At 65.3% G+C, this 17,122-nt stretch carries 12 protein-coding genes; 8 read left to right on the forward strand and 4 right to left on the reverse strand.

The window, feature by feature from the left end:
• Nucleotides 1-15: 15 nt before the first annotated feature.
• Complete coding sequence (locus IT430_08490; GenBank protein ID MCC6907961.1) at nt 16-2,637, forward strand: hypothetical protein; 2,622 nt, start codon at nt 16-18, stop codon at nt 2,635-2,637.
• Between the two features lie 49 nt (nt 2,638-2,686).
• On the opposite strand, the gene IT430_08495 is transcribed toward IT430_08490, so the two are convergent.
• Genes IT430_08495 through IT430_08505 form a run of 3 tightly spaced genes read right to left on the reverse strand, consistent with a single transcriptional unit; the run spans nt 2,687 to nt 4,454 of the window.
• On the reverse strand, nt 2,687-3,502 hold the full coding sequence (locus tag IT430_08495) for a class I SAM-dependent methyltransferase (GenBank protein ID MCC6907962.1): 816 nt from the start codon (nt 3,500-3,502) through the stop codon (nt 2,687-2,689).
• A complete protein-coding gene (locus IT430_08500) occupies nt 3,492-3,986 on the reverse strand; it encodes a hypothetical protein (protein ID MCC6907963.1) in 495 nt (164 codons plus the stop codon). The genes IT430_08495 and IT430_08500 overlap by 11 nt, the downstream gene beginning before the upstream one ends.
• 6 nt (nt 3,987-3,992) lie before the next feature.
• Complete coding sequence (locus tag IT430_08505) at nt 3,993-4,454, reverse strand: hypothetical protein (protein ID MCC6907964.1); 462 nt, start codon at nt 4,452-4,454, stop codon at nt 3,993-3,995.
• 240 nt (nt 4,455-4,694) lie between these two features.
• Here IT430_08505 and IT430_08510 point away from each other — a divergent pair, with 240 nt between their 5' ends.
• From IT430_08510 to IT430_08540, 7 genes are all read left to right on the forward strand, one after another.
• Nucleotides 4,695-8,738 carry a PQQ-binding-like beta-propeller repeat protein gene (locus IT430_08510; GenBank protein MCC6907965.1) on the forward strand — a complete coding sequence of 1,348 codons (4,044 nt, stop codon included), beginning with the start codon at nt 4,695-4,697 and terminating at the stop codon, nt 8,736-8,738.
• Nucleotides 8,739-8,869: 131 nt separating this feature from the next.
• Nucleotides 8,870-9,124, forward strand: coding sequence for a hypothetical protein (locus tag IT430_08515; GenBank protein MCC6907966.1), 255 nt, complete (start codon nt 8,870-8,872; stop codon nt 9,122-9,124).
• Nucleotides 9,125-9,449: 325 nt separating this feature from the next.
• The gene (locus IT430_08520; GenBank protein MCC6907967.1) at nt 9,450-9,680 is read left to right on the forward strand and encodes a hypothetical protein; all 231 of its coding nucleotides are present in this window, start codon (nt 9,450-9,452) and stop codon (nt 9,678-9,680) included.
• Between the two features lie 206 nt (nt 9,681-9,886).
• Nucleotides 9,887-11,593 carry an FG-GAP repeat protein gene (locus IT430_08525; protein MCC6907968.1) on the forward strand — a complete coding sequence of 569 codons (1,707 nt, stop codon included), beginning with the start codon at nt 9,887-9,889 and terminating at the stop codon, nt 11,591-11,593.
• On the forward strand, nt 11,586-13,337 hold the full coding sequence (locus tag IT430_08530) for an FG-GAP repeat protein (protein ID MCC6907969.1): 1,752 nt from the start codon (nt 11,586-11,588) through the stop codon (nt 13,335-13,337). The genes IT430_08525 and IT430_08530 overlap by 8 nt, the downstream gene beginning before the upstream one ends.
• 185 nt (nt 13,338-13,522) lie before the next feature.
• On the forward strand, nt 13,523-14,776 hold the full coding sequence (locus IT430_08535) for an HlyC/CorC family transporter (GenBank protein MCC6907970.1): 1,254 nt from the start codon (nt 13,523-13,525) through the stop codon (nt 14,774-14,776).
• A complete protein-coding gene (locus IT430_08540; protein MCC6907971.1) occupies nt 14,773-15,807 on the forward strand; it encodes a DUF21 domain-containing protein in 1,035 nt (344 codons plus the stop codon). Before IT430_08535 ends, IT430_08540 begins: the two co-directional genes overlap by 4 nt.
• A gap of 50 nt (nt 15,808-15,857) precedes the next feature.
• Here the strand turns inward: IT430_08540 and IT430_08545 are convergent, their stop codons facing one another.
• Nucleotides 15,858-16,985 (reverse strand): hypothetical protein, encoded by a 1,128-nt coding sequence (locus IT430_08545; GenBank protein ID MCC6907972.1) that lies wholly within the window; start codon nt 16,983-16,985, stop codon nt 15,858-15,860.
• Between the last annotated feature and the right edge of the window lie 137 nt (nt 16,986-17,122).

Raw genomic sequence — 17,122 nt, forward strand, 5'->3', positions numbered from 1 at the left:
TCAGTAGTTCGACTCATGAAGACGCGTCATCTGTTCAACCTGATCGCCCTGCTCGCGCTGCTGGCCGGCGGCGCGGCGCGGGCGCAGGGTCTTGATGAGCAACTGGACCAGGACCAGTTCCTCAAGGGCCTGGCGGAGTACGGTCTGGATGATCTGCTCGACTACGTGCTCGAATCGAGCAGCGCCGGAGATGCGGCGCTGACCGAACTGGTCGAGATCGCCCACCTGCAGGCCTCGCTGGCGGATGAAGAGCTTGACAGCGAGGCGCGGAGCCTGACGATCGAGCGCCTCGTCGGCGCGCGGCGAAAACTGATCGACGCCCACCCGAACGATCCGCGAATGCCGCTGTGGCAGGCGGATCTCGCGTTCAACCTGCTCTTTCTCAAGACAGCGCAGAGCGCGCTCGATCTGACCATCGAGTTCGGCATCGCCAGCGAAGCGCAGTGGGAGCAGATGCGAGCCGCGGCGAGTGAAGCGCTGCGCCTCGTGGATGATGCGACGGTGGGTCTGTCTGATGAGATTCTCGATCTCGAGGAGGATGAGGACTTTGCCGGCAGCGCGGCAATGCAGCAGCGGCATCGGTATCTGCTGCAGGTGGAGCAGCGCCAGCGGCTGCCGTTTCTCAATGCCGCGGCGGCGTACTACAGCGCGCTCGCCGGCGCGGGCGCGGATGACGATCTGTGTAAACTCGTGGCCGAAACGCTCACGCCGCTGCTGGGCGAACTCACCGAGCCGTGGCTCAGCCGCGGCCGATCGATGGCGGCGATGAGTCTCGTGCGGCTGGGGCGCTACGACGAAGCGCGGCTGCACTTTGACACGCTGCTTGGCGCGAGCGGCGCGGACGCCGTCGCGCTGCTGCGGGCGCGACTGGGAATGGTCGAACTGCTGCGCCGCTCCGAGGGAACTGCGGCGGCGGCCGCGGCCCTGGACAAACTCGCCGCCGCGGCCGAGATCCGGCGCGATCCGTTTACGTTCCTTCTCATCTGCGACCAGCGATTTCTCGACGCGGTGCGCGGCGCGGCCGACGGCGACACGCCCATCGACCTGCGTGCGACGACGGGGCAGGCCGCACAGCGGCAGGTGGATGACGCCGTGCGCGTGTACCGCGCCTATCTCGACAACGACCTGCTGCCGCTCAACGCGGCGCAGCGGCAGGAAGTGGTGGCGGGTCGCTGGCGCTCGATTCTGCCCGACTCGATTCCGCTCTCGGATCTGCCGCCCGAGATGGCGCTGGCGCAGGCCGAGCGCATGGCGGGTGATCCGCAGCGGCAGAACGAAGCGACAGCACTGCTCGAATCGCTGCTGACGCGGCACGGCGATGATCCGCAGATCACGCCGCGCGTCATGCTGGCGCTGGCCAGCGCCCACGCAGCGCGCGGCCAGGCGCCCGAAGCGGCGCGCCTGCGCATGGACGCCGCAGCGCGCTTTCCGCTCAGTCCGCGGGCCCAGCAGTCGGCCGAGCAGGCGGCGGCGCTGCTTTCGGCCGCGGTGCTCGATCAACCGGACTCGCCTGAACTGCAGGCGCTCTACGAGGAAGCCCTGGCGCTCGTCGTCGAGCGCTTTCCGCAGGCGAGCCTGTTCGACCGCTGGGCGTACGAGCGCGGCCTGCTGCTTTCGCGCCAGCAGCGCTACGGCCAGGCGGCGCACAATTTCAGCCTCGTAGCGTCGGAGTCGGACCTGTATCCCGATGCCGCGTTCCAAGCCGTGCAGATGAAGTGGAACGAAGCGCAGGCGACAGGCGGCGCCGACCGCGAGGTCCTGCTGCGCGAGATGATCGGCGGCGCCGAGCGCGTGGTGCGCCTGCTCGATGCGGCGCTGGCCGGCCCGGGCGTGAGCGACTCGCGGCGGCAGGATCTGCGCTACTACCGCGTCGCCGCGGCGGTGCGGGCCGCGCAGGCCCAGCGCGATCTGGGCGAGCATGATGCGGCTCTCAAACGGCTTGAAGGGCTCGAAGAGGGCGAGGGCATCGACAACGTGCTGGCGGCGGAGGTCATCGACGCGCGCATCTCGGTACTCGAAGCGCTGCAGCGGACCGAACAGATCGAAGCGGATCTCAAGGAACTGGCGCAGCGCTCGCCGCAGCGGGCCTTGAGCATCATCACGCGCATCGGCAACCAGCGACTGGCTGAAGCGCGCCGCCTGATCGACGCGGGCGATGAGCAGGCTGGGGCAACCATGGCGCGCGAGCGGATCGTGCCGATCTCCAGCCTCGGCTGGTCGATCGCCGGGCCGCTCGATCATTCAAGCGAAGCGTGGGCGGCGGCGGGGCTGTGCCAGGCCGAGGCGCTCCGCCTGGCGGGTGATTGCGATGAAGCGCTTGGCGTGTACGAGCAGGTGCTCGTGTGGCGCGAAAACTCCGCGGAAGCGACGCTGGGCCGGTCGGAGTGTCTCTTTGCGATCGATCGGCTGGGCGAAGCGCTGCCGGGCTTTCAGCGGATTGCAGCGGCGTCGGCGGAGCGGCGCGATGCGAACTTCTGGCTCGCCGAACTCCGCATCCTGCAGATCTTCGACCAGGCCGGCCGCAATCTCGAACGCATCTACCCGCGCATTCAGCGCCTGCGGCTCATCGACGGCCAGCTCGGCGGCCCGCGCTTGCGCCGGGAGTTCGCGGTGCTGGAAGATCGGCACGCACCGTAAGAACATGCGGGCCATCCGCGACGGCGCTGCGCCTTTGTCGCGGCTGCCGTCAGCGCGAGGACTCTCGCGCGAGTACGAGATTCACGTCGCGGGTGTAGCCAGTGATCTGGATGGGCTGCCAGTCGAAGTCGTAGGCGGCGACGCAATCCAGTTCGCTTTCTTCGAGCAGGCCGAGCCACTGCGACAGGTTGTACGAGCGCAGGTCGTAGTGCGACTCGTGAGTCGATCGCCCAGAGGGCTTGTCCACGATGAGGTGGTTGATGATGCGCTCGCGGCGGCGGGGGCGATCGGGCGGGACGTTGAACATGACGTGCCGCACCCTGCAGCGGCCGCGCCGCGCGATCCACACCTCTTCGCCTGGCTGCGGATCGTCATAATCGACCAGATCGATGCCCAGTACGTACACACCGCCGCGCTTGAGCGAGCGGGCGATGCAGTTCAGATGCGACAGCGCCTCGAGCGGATCGAGGAGGTGGCGGAAGGTGTTGATGAGATTGAACGCGATGTCAAACGTGCGCGGCCGCACGAAGGTGGCCATGTCACCGAGGCAGAGTTGGGCGCTGAGGCCGCGCGCCTTCAGGCGCCGCCGGGCGTAGTCGAGCATGATGGGGCTGGCGTCGTAGCCAAGAGCGTTGCAGCCGCGGGAGGCGAGGACGCGCAGAAATCGGCCGGTGCCGCAGGCGGGTTCGAGCCAGCGCCGCCCGCCGGTGCCGTGCCTTTCGTTGATGCGCTGCAGCTGGGTGACTTCGGCGGCGGTGCCGGCTTCGTGCACGATGTCGTACCACTGCGGGCAGTCGTAGAGCGAGAGCGGCTGGGCCGGCTTGTCGCGCGACTCGGTCGCGCGGCGGGCGGTCTTACGAGCCATCCGCGCTGCCGAACTCGACGGTGACGGACTCCGTAAAGGAAACCGTGGGCACGCGCACGCCGGTGTCGAAGAGCACCTCGCCGAGTTGCCCGGGCGCGATGTAGGAGAGTTTGCCCGAGACGACCAGCGCGTGCACGCCGGCGAGCGGACCTCCGGCGGCGCCGGCGGGAATGACCACGGGCAGGACGATGCTCTGGGTGCCGAGGCGGCGCAGGGTGGCCTGCGCGGCGCGGCGGGTCTCGATGAGGCGATGCCCGTCGAGGGAGGCGGAGTAGTTGAATTCGACGAGCGGGACAGGATCCGGATTGTCGTTGGTCAGTTCGAGCGTCAGTTCGACCAGCGAAGCCTCGGGCCGCTGCTCGACGACGCGGGCGCTGACCAGGTCGATGCGCGGCGCTTTGGTCGTGTCGCAGCCCGCGGCGAGCAATGCCAACAGCGCAAGAACGAACGCACCGGTGACGCGAAATGAATGGCTTGAGATCATGCACCGCTAGGGTAGCGGCGCGGAGACGACCCGTCGATTGTGGAACAGCAGCCACTGATCGCTCTGCTGAGCCTCGCCGATGGTGACCGTGTTGTTGAAGGCGCCCATTTCCTGGGTGTACACCGCCCAGCGGACCGTGAGCATGATGAGAATGCTCGCGGCGATCCACGCGGCGATTTCGCCCTGCCGCCGGTGCCGAACCACGAGGATTGTGGAGATGCAGGCCGAGATTGAGCCGACTTTGAAGAGGACCAGCGCGAAGGGATTCTGCTGGCGGATGATGAACGCCGCAAACGGGTTGACTTCCTGCATGCCGAACGAGTTGAGAAACGTCCAGGTGACGAGCAGATCGCCCAGGCTCAGCATGGCGATAAGGACCACGAGCAGACACACCCGCCGGCACCGGGCCTGCGCAACCGGGGAGGTCACATCCACCTTGAACCGAGATTCGATGTACCGTTCCAGCACTGGCTCGCCCTCTCCGACCTTGTCTGACTGTCGGACCGACTCAACAAAAGTTCATCCCGAAAGATGGAAATTCCCTTCGTCGTGACGCCACGCACTCCCCGATCGGTATAGTCTTTCACCGCCAGGATTCCGATGCTCAAGCCTACGTCCGATCACCGTCTTTGCAAACGAAAAACACCCGGTTTCGCCCTGATTCTTGCGATCATCGGCCTCTGCTGCCCCCTTGCCGCTGGCCAGACCGTGGCGCCGACGCCCGTGTTCATCGATGACTCGCCCGAAGCGAGTCAGTGGTTCGATCAGGCCCACGACCAGGTGCGGATCGGCAACACCGCCGAGGCCCTCCGTTTATACCAGCGGCTGCTGGACCAGTTCCCCTATCGCCTTCTCAGGGCTGCCGACCAGGAATTCGCGTTCGTTTCGGTGCGCCAAGGGGTCCAGGAAGTGCTCCTCGGCCAGCCCGATCTGCTGGCCGCGTACGTGGAGGTCAACGAGCCGGTCGCTCATCGATTGCTTGAAGAGGGCCGGGCGGACGAGGTTTTCATCAGCCGCTTCCTCACGCCGGCGGGGCTTACGGCCGCGCTGGACGTCGCCGAGTCGATGATGGTGCGGGCGAGGTTCGACTTTGCCGCCGACGTGCTGACGGAGTGTCGGCAGCACCCTCGACTTGCGGGCGAAGCGCAAAGCCGGTGGGGCATGCTGTCGGTGCTCACGGGCGTCTATGGCGGCCGGCCGGGTCTGGTTTCGCAGGCAATTGAGGCCATCGCGGATCGGCCCGAATCGAAGCGACTGCGTGAACTGGCCGAGCGGATCAGCGGGACGTTCGAGCAGCCGCCGCCCAGCGACGCCGAGAGTTCGGCAGCGCTGGATCGCGCCACGCTGGCGCAAATGGGTAAGTCGCCGACCTGGCGCCACGACCTCGAGAATTTCCGCTCGATTCCGATGCGCACGCGGCGCGGCGGCATTCCCGAGCCGGCGCAGCGCAGCGACGAGGAGACGGCAAGGCTGCTTTCCATCATCCCGACTGTCACCAGTGACTTTGTCTTTATTCACAACGGCGTCACGCTCACCGCGCTCGACCGCTTCGATGGACGCGAGCGCTGGGAGGCCGATTACGGCCTGACGGCATCGTCCGACGACGGTCGCTTCCCGAGCATGCTCGATTCCACCTCGATTCAGAATGATCCGACCATCGCGGCGGTGGACAAGGATCGCGTCGTGGCGATCGTGATGCGTCCTGCGAGCGACCCCGATCTGCACACCCTGGTCATCTGCCACGACGCCAACACCGGCGAGCGGCTGTGGACGACGACGCCCGGCGGCATCAGCGACGAATTGAGCGGCGCTTCGTTCATCGGTATGCCGATCGTGCACGACGGACTCGTGATTGTGACCGTGCGCAAGCAGACGCTGCGACTGGCGTCGGACTACCTGGCGGGGGTGGACCTGGCGACGGGACGGCGCGTGTGGCACCAGCATCTGGCGAGTTCGGCGATCTTCGGCTATTACGCGGTGCTGCCTTCGACGCGCCCGCTGCTGGCCGACGGCACGATCTACTTCTCCACGCCGCTGGGCGCGATGACGGCGATCGATGCGCGAAGCGGGCTGGTGCGCTGGCTGCGCGTGCACGAACCATTCGGCGCGCGGATGCGCGGCGACCTCACGCCGCCGAGCACGTACGACACCATGCTCATGACGCCCATCGGCGTCATCGGCTTCACGCCCAGCAGGCGCGGCATCGTTGTGCTCGATCCGCTCACCGGCGCGCAGCGCTCGTTCCATGCCGCCACATCCTGGGGCGACCCGCTCTATCTCGCTCACGGCGACAATGCACTGCTGGCGATCGGCCCGCCGCTCCCGGGCCAGTCGATCACGCGCATCGCCCTGGACGGCCTCGATCACCCGGCGGGAAACTGGATTCCGCTGCGCCCGGACGAGTTCATCAACGGCCGCGTGACCACCGGCCCCGGGCGCGTGCTCGTGCCGACGAATCAGCGGCTGCGCATCTTTGACGCCAGCGGCAAGGAACTCGAGTCCGTCGAGATCAATCAACTGGCCGTGCCGGTGATGGTGGGCGGCGAGGTATTGCTGGCGTCGGCCGAGCGGCTCGAGTCGTTCATCCCTTATGAAATCGGCGAGCCGCATCTGAGGGCGCGGCTCGAGGCCAACCCCCACGACCCGAACCCGGCGATCAGTCTGGCGCGGCTGGCGTTTCAGCATCGCCGGCTCGAGACGCTGATGACTTCGATCGACCGCGCCATCGACATTATCAACGCCGACCCGCTCAGCGAGATCAACAGCACGGCCCAGGAGCGCCTCTTCGCGGGTCTGCTGGACATGGCCCCTCACTCGGTGCTGCCTGATGAACTGTCCGACGCGATCTACTACCGGCTCGAGTTGCTGGCCGCAACGCCCCAGCAGCGCCTGGCGTTTCTGCTCAGCCACGCGGGAAGCCTGGCCCAGGCGGGGGACGCGGCCGGGGCGATCGATTCATATGAAGCAGTGCTGACGACTCCAGCGCTCATCGACGAGCCGTGGACTGAGCAGGGCTCGACGCGCCGCGCCGGCGACGTGGCGCGATTCCGGTTGACGGCGGTGGTCGCCGACGGCCATCGCGACCTATACCGGCCGTATGAGGACACGGCGCAGCGCGAGTTCCAGTCCGCTCGCTCGCAGGGCAGCGCCGATGAACTGCTCCGGGTAGCGCGGCGCTATCCGCTGGCCGAAGTCGCCTCGAGCGCCTGCATCGCCGCTTCGCACCAGTTGCGGCTGGAGGGGCGCACGGATGCAGCCGAGGCGGCGCTGCGCTTCGGCCTGAGTCTCCAGCCGGTGCAGCCGGCGCTGGGCCGCGTCCGCTCTGAACTGCTGCAGATATACGAGGCCACCGGCCAGTGGTTCGAGGGCATGCAATTGCTTCGAACCGTGGAGCGCGGCGACGCGACGGCAACCGTGCCGCTTGTCGAGGGCCGGCCGCTCTCGATCGACGAATGGCGGCAGCGCTTTGCATCACTGCTCCCGCCCGGCGAGCGCCTTGCGGCGATCGGGCCGCTGGGACAACTTGCCGACATCAAAGAAGGCCAGACGCTGCTCACTCCGGCGGTCGGTTCGCCGTCGTCGCAGTACGCGCTGGTGCGCGACAACCGGAATCTCATCGGCTACGACTCGAGCAACCGCGCGCAGTTCATCGAGATACTCGACTCACCCACCAAGGAACTGCTCGCGGTGGACGGCAGCGTGGCGCTGCTGGGCGTGCTCGCCAGCCGCGGCGACCGCATCGTCGAAGCGTACGACATGGCCCAGAAGCGCACGCTGTGGCGCTCGGGTGATTTTGACGGGTGGTTCGAGCGCAACGACGGTTCGCGCCCCAGCGGCAGGCTGTTTCCCGCCGTGACTGCCGATTCCGTCATCCTGGCCGAAGAGACCGGGCGCATTGGATGCCTCGATCGGCGCACGGGTGAGGTCCGGTGGGCCATCACGGCGGACATCGACGCCGTCAAGTCCGTCAGCGCTTCCGACTCGCTGCTGCTCGTGGCGGGGGCGACACAGAGCGGCGGGCGGCGCGGCCGGCGCGAAGTCGAATCCAATCACGTCCTGCTGCTGCGACCGCAGACCGGCGCGACGGTCGTCGACATCGAGACGGATCGCTTCGTGCCGCTGGACTTCGCCGTACTCAGTCCGCGCGGCGAGGTCGTCTATGCGACGCAGGGACGGATCTTCTGCTTCGACTCGCTGCGGCGCCAGCAGCGCTGGGCCATCAGCGATGAATCGCTGGCCGATCCGAAGTGGGCGGGACTGACGGGCTCGAGCCTGCTCGTGTTCCGCGGCGACGGCCAGGCCGTGAGTATCGATCTCGATACTGCAGCCATCACCGCCCAACCGATGATCGCCCCGATCGACAGCGGCGAATCCGATCCGCGCATCGTTCGCCACATGGACCGCTTCGTGCTCAAGGCGCACAACGGCGTGTACGTGATCGAAAGCGACGGGTCGATCTCCGGTCTCATGGCCGGTTCGGGCCGCGTGAACGCCACGGTGCAAGGCGTTGCGTGCGCCGCTGACCGCATCATTGTCGTTGTCACGGTGGACAATGCCGCCCGGGGCCTGCCGCGCTCCGTCGAGATGCACACGCTCGATCTCACCGGCCGCCGCATTGATCAGCCTTACGAACTCGACGATCGAACGGAACTGCCCGGGCCCAACGGCATCCAGGCGCTCGACGGGCTGGTGGTGGTGGATGCGGGGCGTGATATCGTGTTCATGCCCGCGCCGGTGGGCTTGGGGCCGTGAGCGCTGAGGCGCGCGGTGGGACGCGGTCGCGCTCCGCGGCGCAGAGCCTCCGCGTCGCCGCTCACTGACATCCTCGGCGCCTTGTTGCCTCGATGCCTCGATGCCATCGCCCACGCTACACTTGCCGCGTCATGACGAACTACGAAACCACGAGCCTTCACGCGATCCGCATGTGGTGCGAAGCCAACGGATACTGGCCCGGACATGTGGCCGGGGACAAGACTCGCATCCGCATCGGCGGCGGCACTTTTGCCCCGCCCGAAGAACTCGAACTCATGGACTGGGAAGACTGGTACGAACAGTTCAGCAAGCGTCAACTCAAGTTCGTCTACGATCCCACGCAGGGCTGGTACGACCTGCAGTCGCGGAACGTGAAGCCGGATTGAAGGGCCCTTCGATTGGAGATCCCGCATCGCGCCGGGGGTCAGGGCCCGCCTGCGTGGAAGTGTCGTACTTTTTCTCGCCAGACCCGCCAGGTGAACCAACGTTGATGCCATGCAGGGGTTTTTCCTTGACAGGCGGTCAGAAATCCGGACAATGAATGGCGTGTATTGAGATTTCGCCGGAGAGGGCTCATCCCGGGAGTTTGGCTGTGGGCAAGGTCTACCTCTTCGCGGGGGCGTCGACTATCCCAGCACCGAACAGGATGCAGAGGCCTACGCCAAGTTCGTCTTCGATGGCGAGGCGACAGGCGACAAGTTCGGCCAGGCCCTGGCGTCGGGAGGAAACATCAACGGCGATGGTGTTAACGACATCTTGATCAGCAGCAACCTCTACGACGTCACCGAACAGAGCCCCCAGACCGATGTCGGCCGAGTCTACGTCTTTCCGCTTCCTGATTACGCGACCAATGGGTGGCCCGAGGAGCAAATCGACTGTCTTGCTTCGAACGAACGACTATCGCCCTACTTGGGTCGATCCATCATTTTGCGGGTGATGTAGATGGTGCATCGCCGCACAACGATGATCTCATGATCGGCTGTCCTGGGTGGGACGCGGTGTTGGCACCGAACAAAGACGACCGAGGCGGTGTGTACTACCGAGACTTCTAATGGTGTTTTGTGTCGGATGCAGAATCCGATCCGACACACCCCGCAAACTAACGGGACGAATCGAGGACGCACGTTTGCGTGGAATGGGAGTCGAAGATGGTCATTCGGTCACTTGGTCTTAGCGTGCTTGGCACCATGACTGGACTCGCCGCCGCTGCGGGTGCTCCGACCAATCTCCCGCCCTGTCCACCAATGCAGCTCGAACAGCTAACCGCACCTTCGTGCACCGAATTCCAGACGTTTGGTCGGCGACTGGCGGTGTTCGATGGACGACTCGCGGAGGGGCACTACGAGCAAAGTGGCGGCAAGGTGCGGACGTATGTGCTTTCGGGTCCATCGCAATGGACGTTCGAATCAGAGTTGAGCCCGCCCGGCTTGCACCCCATCGACAACTTCGGAGCCTCCATTGAGCTCGCCACGCCAGACCTGTTAGCGGTCGGACGATCGCAGGAAAGTGGCGATGTGTACACGGCTGGAGTCGTCGATCTGTTCAGTTTTGATCACCAGATGGGGCAGTGGGCTTACATCCAAATGCTGACTGCGCAACCCCGAGTGGCCAATTCTTGGTTCGGTCATGAAGTGACTTGGGCAAGAACCGGTGAACGTTCCGTGTGCGTTGTTGGCGCGCCGGGGTCAGATGGACATGGTCTAATCGGTGCCGTACATGGGTTCACAGCAGATGTGCAGGGTGTCTGGAGTCAAGCGTGGAGCATTGAAGCCCCTGATCAAGCGCCCGAAGATGCCTATGGCTTTGCACTCGATCACATTGAGGGAAACGGCGTAAGTGTTCTGGCGGTGGGAGCGCCAGGCCATGCGTATGTTGCTCGTCAGTTGCCCGGCACCGTCTACTTCTATCGGTTTGATGCAGTCAACGATGAGTGGATCGTCGAAGCGCAGTTCCAGGCTCCCGTTCCTTACGACCAGGATTTCTTCGGCTATGACGTCGCAATTGGTCTCGTAAACGATGTACCGGGCGTCACCCATCGCGTGGCCGTCGGTCGACCACACGAAGGCGGCAATGGGGCACCCACGGGACGAGGCGCGGTTTATGTGTATGACCGGCAAGACGACGGCTCATGGACGCTTGAGGCGCACATCACGCCGCCGACTCCAAACCCCGGTCAGATACGCTTCGGTTGGTCGGTGGACCTGAACAAGGATGGAGCGAACCGTCTTATCGTCGGCGCCCCAGTGGACTCAGCGTTCGGTGGTGGATCGGGATCGGCGTACGTACTTGAGCGCGACAGTCGAACTGGCGAATGGGTTGCGGTTCAAGGCTTGAACGGACACGACAGCACCGCCAACGATCTGTTCGGCTCCGAACTTGTTCTCGGCAACGGTGAGTCAGAAGGTCAGGCCATTGTCGGCGCCGAGCAGTGGAACTGCCCAGATCGCGGCGATGAGTTCACGGTCGGCGCGGCGTACATCTTCGACCTCAAGCCCGGGCAGCCCGGCAGCTGTCCGCCGCCGGTGCTTACCTTGCAGAAGGTTCCCGACTGCTTCAGCGGGCCGGGTGGGGAGATTGAAGTCCGCTGGTTTCAGGCCACGCCCGACCAGCGGGCCCGCATCGCCATCCTCTACGCCAAGCGCACCGGCGGCTTCGTCATCCCCAACGGCAACCCCTGCGCCGGCACATCGCTGGGCCTTGGCTCGCTGGAACTGCAAGTCGCCTTTACCGGCTCGGCCGGCCAGTTCGGCGCCGGCCGCGTCAAGACCAGCATCCCCCGAGCCGCCTGCGGCGGCTACCTCCAACTCCTCGACGTCACCCGCTGCAGCCTGAGCAATGTCGTGAGGATTGAATAGCGAAGCGATTGGGAAAGAGAGATCAACTCGCGTGCCTATTTTCATCCAAAGCATTCTGATCGCGGCGTCGAGTGTGCTGTGGACGTCAGCAGCGCTCGCGCAGTCGCTGTCGTGCCCGCCGGAGCAGTTGCAGCAATTGACGGCGCCCTCATGTGACGGGTTCCAAACGTTTGGTCGAAGACTCACCGTATTAGATCACCGAATGGCTGAAGGACACTTTGAGAGCGGCGGCGGTCAAGTGAGGACGTATCTTCTTGAAGGACCGCGCCACTGGGAGTTCGAGGCTGTTCTTCGTCCAGGCGATTTGACTGCGTTCGATGCGTTTGGCAGTGCTGTCGCTTTCCTTCGTGACGAGCAGGGAAACGAACCATTGCTTGCTTGCGGCAGTCAGAGCAAAAGTGATCTTGCGCCAAGCGCGGGCAAGTCGTACGTATTCGCACTGAACGGATCTGGTGAGTGGATCGAGCAAGCGGCAGTGCTGCCCGATGTGATGGTTGAATACGGGTGGTTCGGCCGGGCGCTGGCGTGGGCAACAGCCAGTCAGCGCACATTCGTCATTGTCGGGGCGCCAGGCTCCGATGGGCACGGCGTGCTCGGGTCGGTCTATGCCTTCCGCCAAGATGGTCAGGGGAATTGGAATCAGGCCGCGCACCTTCAGGCGCCGGACGGCACTTCTGACAACTCGTTTGGACTGACCCTCGATGCTGTCGAAGGAAACGGACAGACACTGCTTGCGGTCGGCGCACCGGGTCAGGGATATGTCGGTAATCGTCAGCCAGGTACCGCCTACTTCTATCGGTTCGATCCTGTCAATGAACAGTGGACGCTTGAGGCGCAATTCGAAGCGCCTCAACCCGTCGATCAGGACTTCTTTGCTTACGACGTTGCACTTGGTCTGGTGAACGATATCCCCGGTGTGACCCATCGTGCGGCAGTAGGTCGCCCGCATGAAGGCGGCGGCGGCGCGCCGACCGGCTCGGGGGCGGTCTACATCTATGATCGTCACGAAGATGGCACATGGACGCTCCAAGCCCACCTTACTCCTCCCGTCGCGAACCCCGGACCAATCCGCTTCGGTTGGGCCTTGGATATCGAAGAGGTTGGGGCTCATCGCCTCATTGTCGGAGCGCCGGTGGATTCCGCATTTGGGAGCGCATCCGGCTCGGGTTTCGTGTTCGAGCGAGATGGCGGCACGGGAGCGTGGAATCCAGTCCAGGTTCTCTTCGGTCACGATACCGATGGCAACGACCTCTTTGGCTCAGAGTTGATTCTGGGCAATGGCGCTTCGGCCGGTCAGGCCATTGTCGGAGCCGAGCAGTGGAACTGCCGAGATCGCGGAGATGAGTTTACCGTCGGCGCCGTCTACTCATTCGACCTCGACCCCGGCAGCGGCGGCGCCTGTCCGCCGCCGGTGCTCACGTTGCAGAAAGTCCCCGACTGCTCCAGCGGGCTGGGCGGTGAACTCGAGGTCCGCTGGTTCCAGGCCACGCCTGACCGCAGCGCCCGCGTCGCCATCCTCTTCGGCCGGCGCACCGGCGGCTTCGTCATCCCCAACGGCAACCCCTGCGCCGGCACGCCGCTGGGCCTTGGCTCGCTGGAACTGCAAGTCGCATTCACCGGATCATCCGGCCAGTTCGGCGCCGGTCGCGTCAAGACCAGCATCCCCCGAGCCGCCTGCGGCGGCTACCTCCAACTCCTCGACGTCACCCGATGCGCCACCAGCAACGTCGTGAGGATTGAGTAGGAAGGGATCAAGGGCTTAACTTTGCGATCTGGCCGCGACGCAGGTATGAGCGAGCATCGGGGCCTCTCTGGATGCCCGCCTGCGCGGGCATGACGAGGAAAACGCGATCGCAGCCTGCGTGGCGCCGTGCCGTCGTCCCGCCATCCGGCCGTCACCACGGACGCGAAAGCCCTATGATCGGCGCCATGTTCCCATGGGGCTCGGCTGACATTCCACTGCTGCTCGTTCTGCCCGTCGCGGTAGTTTTCAGCGCTGCGTTCAGCGGGACGGAAACGGCGCTGTTCGGCCTGCGGGCCCACGAGCGCCGCGACCTGGCCGAGCAGAACGACGCCGTCTCCCGCGCCGCCGCGGCCTTGCTGGCCAACCCGCGCATGCTCCTCATCACGCTGCTGCTGGGCAACATGACCGTCAACGTCACCTACTTCGTCGTCTCCTCGGTGCTGCTGCTGCGCATCGACGACACGACCGCGGGCCAGGCGGAGGCGGTGCTCGCCTCGGTGGTCATGCTTGCGGCGATCATCCTCTTCGGCGAGGTGCTGCCCAAGCTGCTCGCCGCCGCGCACAGCCGGCTGTGGGTGCGCTGGACGGCGGTGCCGCTGCTGGCCCTGCACGGCTTTCTGGCGCCGGTTCGGCTGCCGCTGAGCCGCTTTATCATCGAGCCGCTCATTCGCCTGGGAGTCTCGCCCGGCCGCCTCGCCGCCATCAGCCACGACGAACTCGACTCGCTGCTGGAAATCTCCCGCGATGCGCACGTCATCGACCGCGATGAGTACGAACTGCTCAGCGACATCGTGCGCCTGAGCCGGCAGACGACGCGCGACATCATGACGCCGCGCGTGCGCATGGGCGCGTTTCCGATTGACGTGGAGCGTGGCCAGCTGCTCGACGAGGTTCGCCGGTCGCGCCTGGCGCGCGTGCCGATCTTCGAAGGCAGCCTGGACACGATCGTGGGGGTGCTCAACATGCGCCGGTTTCTGCTGGACGAGTCGCTCACGGTGCCCGCAGCCATGGAGCCGCCTACGTTCATTCCCGAACTGGCCACGCTCGACCGCCTGCTCGAGCACTTCCGCACGACGCAGACGCGCCTGGCGCTGGTGGTCGATGAGTTCGGGCAGACGACGGGGATGGTGACGCTCGACGACGTGATGGGCGAGTTGTACGGCCGGGCCGCCGAGCACGCCTCTGACCGGCACCTGGTCATGCTCATCGGCCTGGGCCGATGGATCATCGACGGCGATCTGAACATTCACGACTTTGCCGACGCATTCGCGATCGACATCGAGTCGCCGCGCATCTCCACCGTGGCCGGGCTCGTCTCGCAGGAACTGCAGCGCGTGCCGAAGCTGGGCGATTCGGTGGTGGTCGGCGCGTATCGGCTGATGGTGCGCGCCGTGCGCCGTTCGCGGGCGGTGTCGGTCGAAGTGGAGGTGATCGAATGAGCGTCCTGACGATCGCCTCGGCCCCCGCTGCGGCGCCGGCGCCCGAGTGGTGGTGGTGGCTCGTGTATGCGGTGCTGTTCGCGGCGGGCCTGCTCGGCTCGGCATTGTTTTCCGGGCTTGAAACGGCCATCTACTCGATGAGCCGGCTGCGACTGATCGTTCGCCAGAGCCGGGGCGAACGGGCCGCCGCCACGCTGCGCGGCGAGACTGCCGATGCGCAGCGCATGATTTCGACGCTGCTCATCTCCAACAACATCTGCAATTTCGTCGTGTCGTTTGCCATCACGGCCATTCTGACGGCCGGGCTGCGATGGGGCGAAGCGAAGTCGATTATCGTGCAGGCTCTGCTGCTCACGCCGGTGCTGTTCATTTTCGGCGAGACGATCCCCAAGGAGATCGGCCGGGCCCGCGCCGACGTCGTGGCATATCCGCTGGCGCCAATGCTGCGGTTCGTCCGTCGCATCTATTCGTGGACGGGCATCCTGTGGTTCTTTCAGAGCGCGAGCCGGCTGCTCTCGCAACTCGTGGGCGGCAGCATGACCGGCGCGGTGCTCAGCGCGCGGGCCCGCATTGCGGCGCTCATCGAAGAGGGCGTGGGGCACGGCACACTTTCGGCCCGGCAGACGGACATCGTGGACCGCGCGCTGTCGCTGCGGCAGATCACGGCCGGCAGCCGCATGGTGCCGTGGAAGCGCGTGCAGGCGCTCGATGCGCAGGACACGCTCGAGAGTCTGCGGCGGCGGCACGCGACGCTGGGCTATGCGCGCTATCCGGTGGTCGATCGCGGCGGCCGGGTGGTCGGCGTGATCGAACTCATTGACCTCATCGCCGCCGGACCAGGCGCGACGGCGGGCGAGGTCTGCCGGCCGGCGCCGTTCGCAGGGGAGTCGATGGATGCGCGCGCGGCGATCGCGATGCTGCGCAAGCTCGGCGCCGTGATGGGTGTGGTCGGCACGCCCCAACAGCCGCGCGGCATCATCACCCTGCGCGGCCTCGTCGAACCATTGATGGCCGAAGAGGAAGGTGAGTGATGCCTTGAGCCGAGAGCCCCGACCGGGCACCACGCTCATCTACGTTCCGGTCATTCAACGATCGCCACATTGCTCGGCCTACACGACTCCACATCGAACAGCTGTATGGAGCCTCCGCATGCTCCTGCGCCGTGATCAACCACCATCTCACCACGCCCGGTCAAGTCGGAGAAGCCGGAATCGACGATGCGGAGGTACGCTCGCTCGAGGCCAAGCACCGTACCGGCGCATGGCCCACTGGGAAGAGTGAAATTTCCAGGTCCCGCAGCATAGAGCAAATGCACCTCTCCTCCGGGCGTAGCGCAGGCCCAAGCCACGGCTCCATCGCCACCGCCCGGGCAACCGGAATAGAGGCTTCTCATGTGGATGGTCCCGGAGCAGCCATGGAATGCCCATGTATCCGCAAACACCTGCCGGGAGGCTTCGCCGCCGAAGAGGAGCATTTCGCCCCGTGCCCTGTCGAACGCCATAGCATGGGCCGATTGAGCATCCGGGCCGGAAAGTGAAATCCGAGTCCAGCGCTGGCCGTCCCACTCCCAAGTGTCGCCGAAAACTTCGGGACTGTCGTAGCCTCCGTAGAGGACCGACACTCCGCGAACGCTGTCGTACGCCATGGTGGCTTTATGGCGGCGCGATGGCCCTTCCTCTGACCTCAATGTCCAGGCGATTCCATCCCAGGCGTAGGTACTCCCTCCAGCGAAGAGAACGGTCTCGTTCCTCATCTCGTCGAAATCCATCACATGGAAATAGGACACCGTCGGTCCATCATTGTCAATAAGAGTCCATTCCTGCCCGTTCCATTCCCATGTGTCCTTTCGCCGAAGCGTCCCGCTGTACCCGCCATAGAGCACGGCGACATGTCGAGCGCTGTCGTACGCCATGGCGGTCCCGAATCTTTTTGAAGGTCCCGTGTCGGCGACCTGTGTCCACTGGGCTCCGTTCCATTCCCATGTGTCATCATAAACGTCGCCATACTGGAGGCGTCCGCCGAACATGAGCACGACACCACGTTCGCTGTCGTAGACCATCGAGTGCTCGGCTCGCGGCGACGGACCGTCCTCCGCGACCAGCCTCCACTCAGTGCCATCCCACTCCCAGGTGTCTCCGAAATCCCCGCCGAAATGCGAGCTTGAACCCCCGAAGAGAACGACGACCTCTCGATCGCTGTCATATGCCATCGCGGCGTCGATTCGCGCCGCCGGGCCAAGTCGAGACCGAAGTTCCCACTCGCCGCAACACTGAGCGCGCACAGCCGCAGCGGGACACAAAACACCGAAGAACATGGCGAGACTCGTGATGAGGGCGAGTCCGATTC

The organism is Phycisphaerales bacterium, from assembly GCA_020852515.1.
GTDB lineage: Bacteria > Planctomycetota > Phycisphaerae > Phycisphaerales > UBA5793 > UBA5793.

Excerpts from the sequence above, each read along its gene's own strand:
- IT430_08490 (MCC6907961.1), top strand. The coding sequence starts at position 16 with ATGAAGACGCGTCATCTGTTCAACCTGATCGCCCTGCTCGCGCTGCTG.
- IT430_08535 (MCC6907970.1), top strand. The coding sequence starts at position 13,523 with ATGTTCCCATGGGGCTCGGCTGACATTCCACTGCTGCTCGTTCTGCCC.
- IT430_08525 (MCC6907968.1), top strand. The coding sequence starts at position 9,887 with ATGGTCATTCGGTCACTTGGTCTTAGCGTGCTTGGCACCATGACTGGA.
- IT430_08545 (MCC6907972.1), bottom strand. The coding sequence starts at position 16,985 with ATGGCATATGACAGCGATCGAGAGGTCGTCGTTCTCTTCGGGGGTTCA.
- IT430_08540 (MCC6907971.1), top strand. The coding sequence starts at position 14,773 with ATGAGCGTCCTGACGATCGCCTCGGCCCCCGCTGCGGCGCCGGCGCCC.
- IT430_08495 (MCC6907962.1), bottom strand. The coding sequence starts at position 3,502 with ATGGCTCGTAAGACCGCCCGCCGCGCGACCGAGTCGCGCGACAAGCCG.
- IT430_08500 (MCC6907963.1), bottom strand. The coding sequence starts at position 3,986 with ATGATCTCAAGCCATTCATTTCGCGTCACCGGTGCGTTCGTTCTTGCG.
- IT430_08515 (MCC6907966.1), top strand. The coding sequence starts at position 8,870 with ATGACGAACTACGAAACCACGAGCCTTCACGCGATCCGCATGTGGTGC.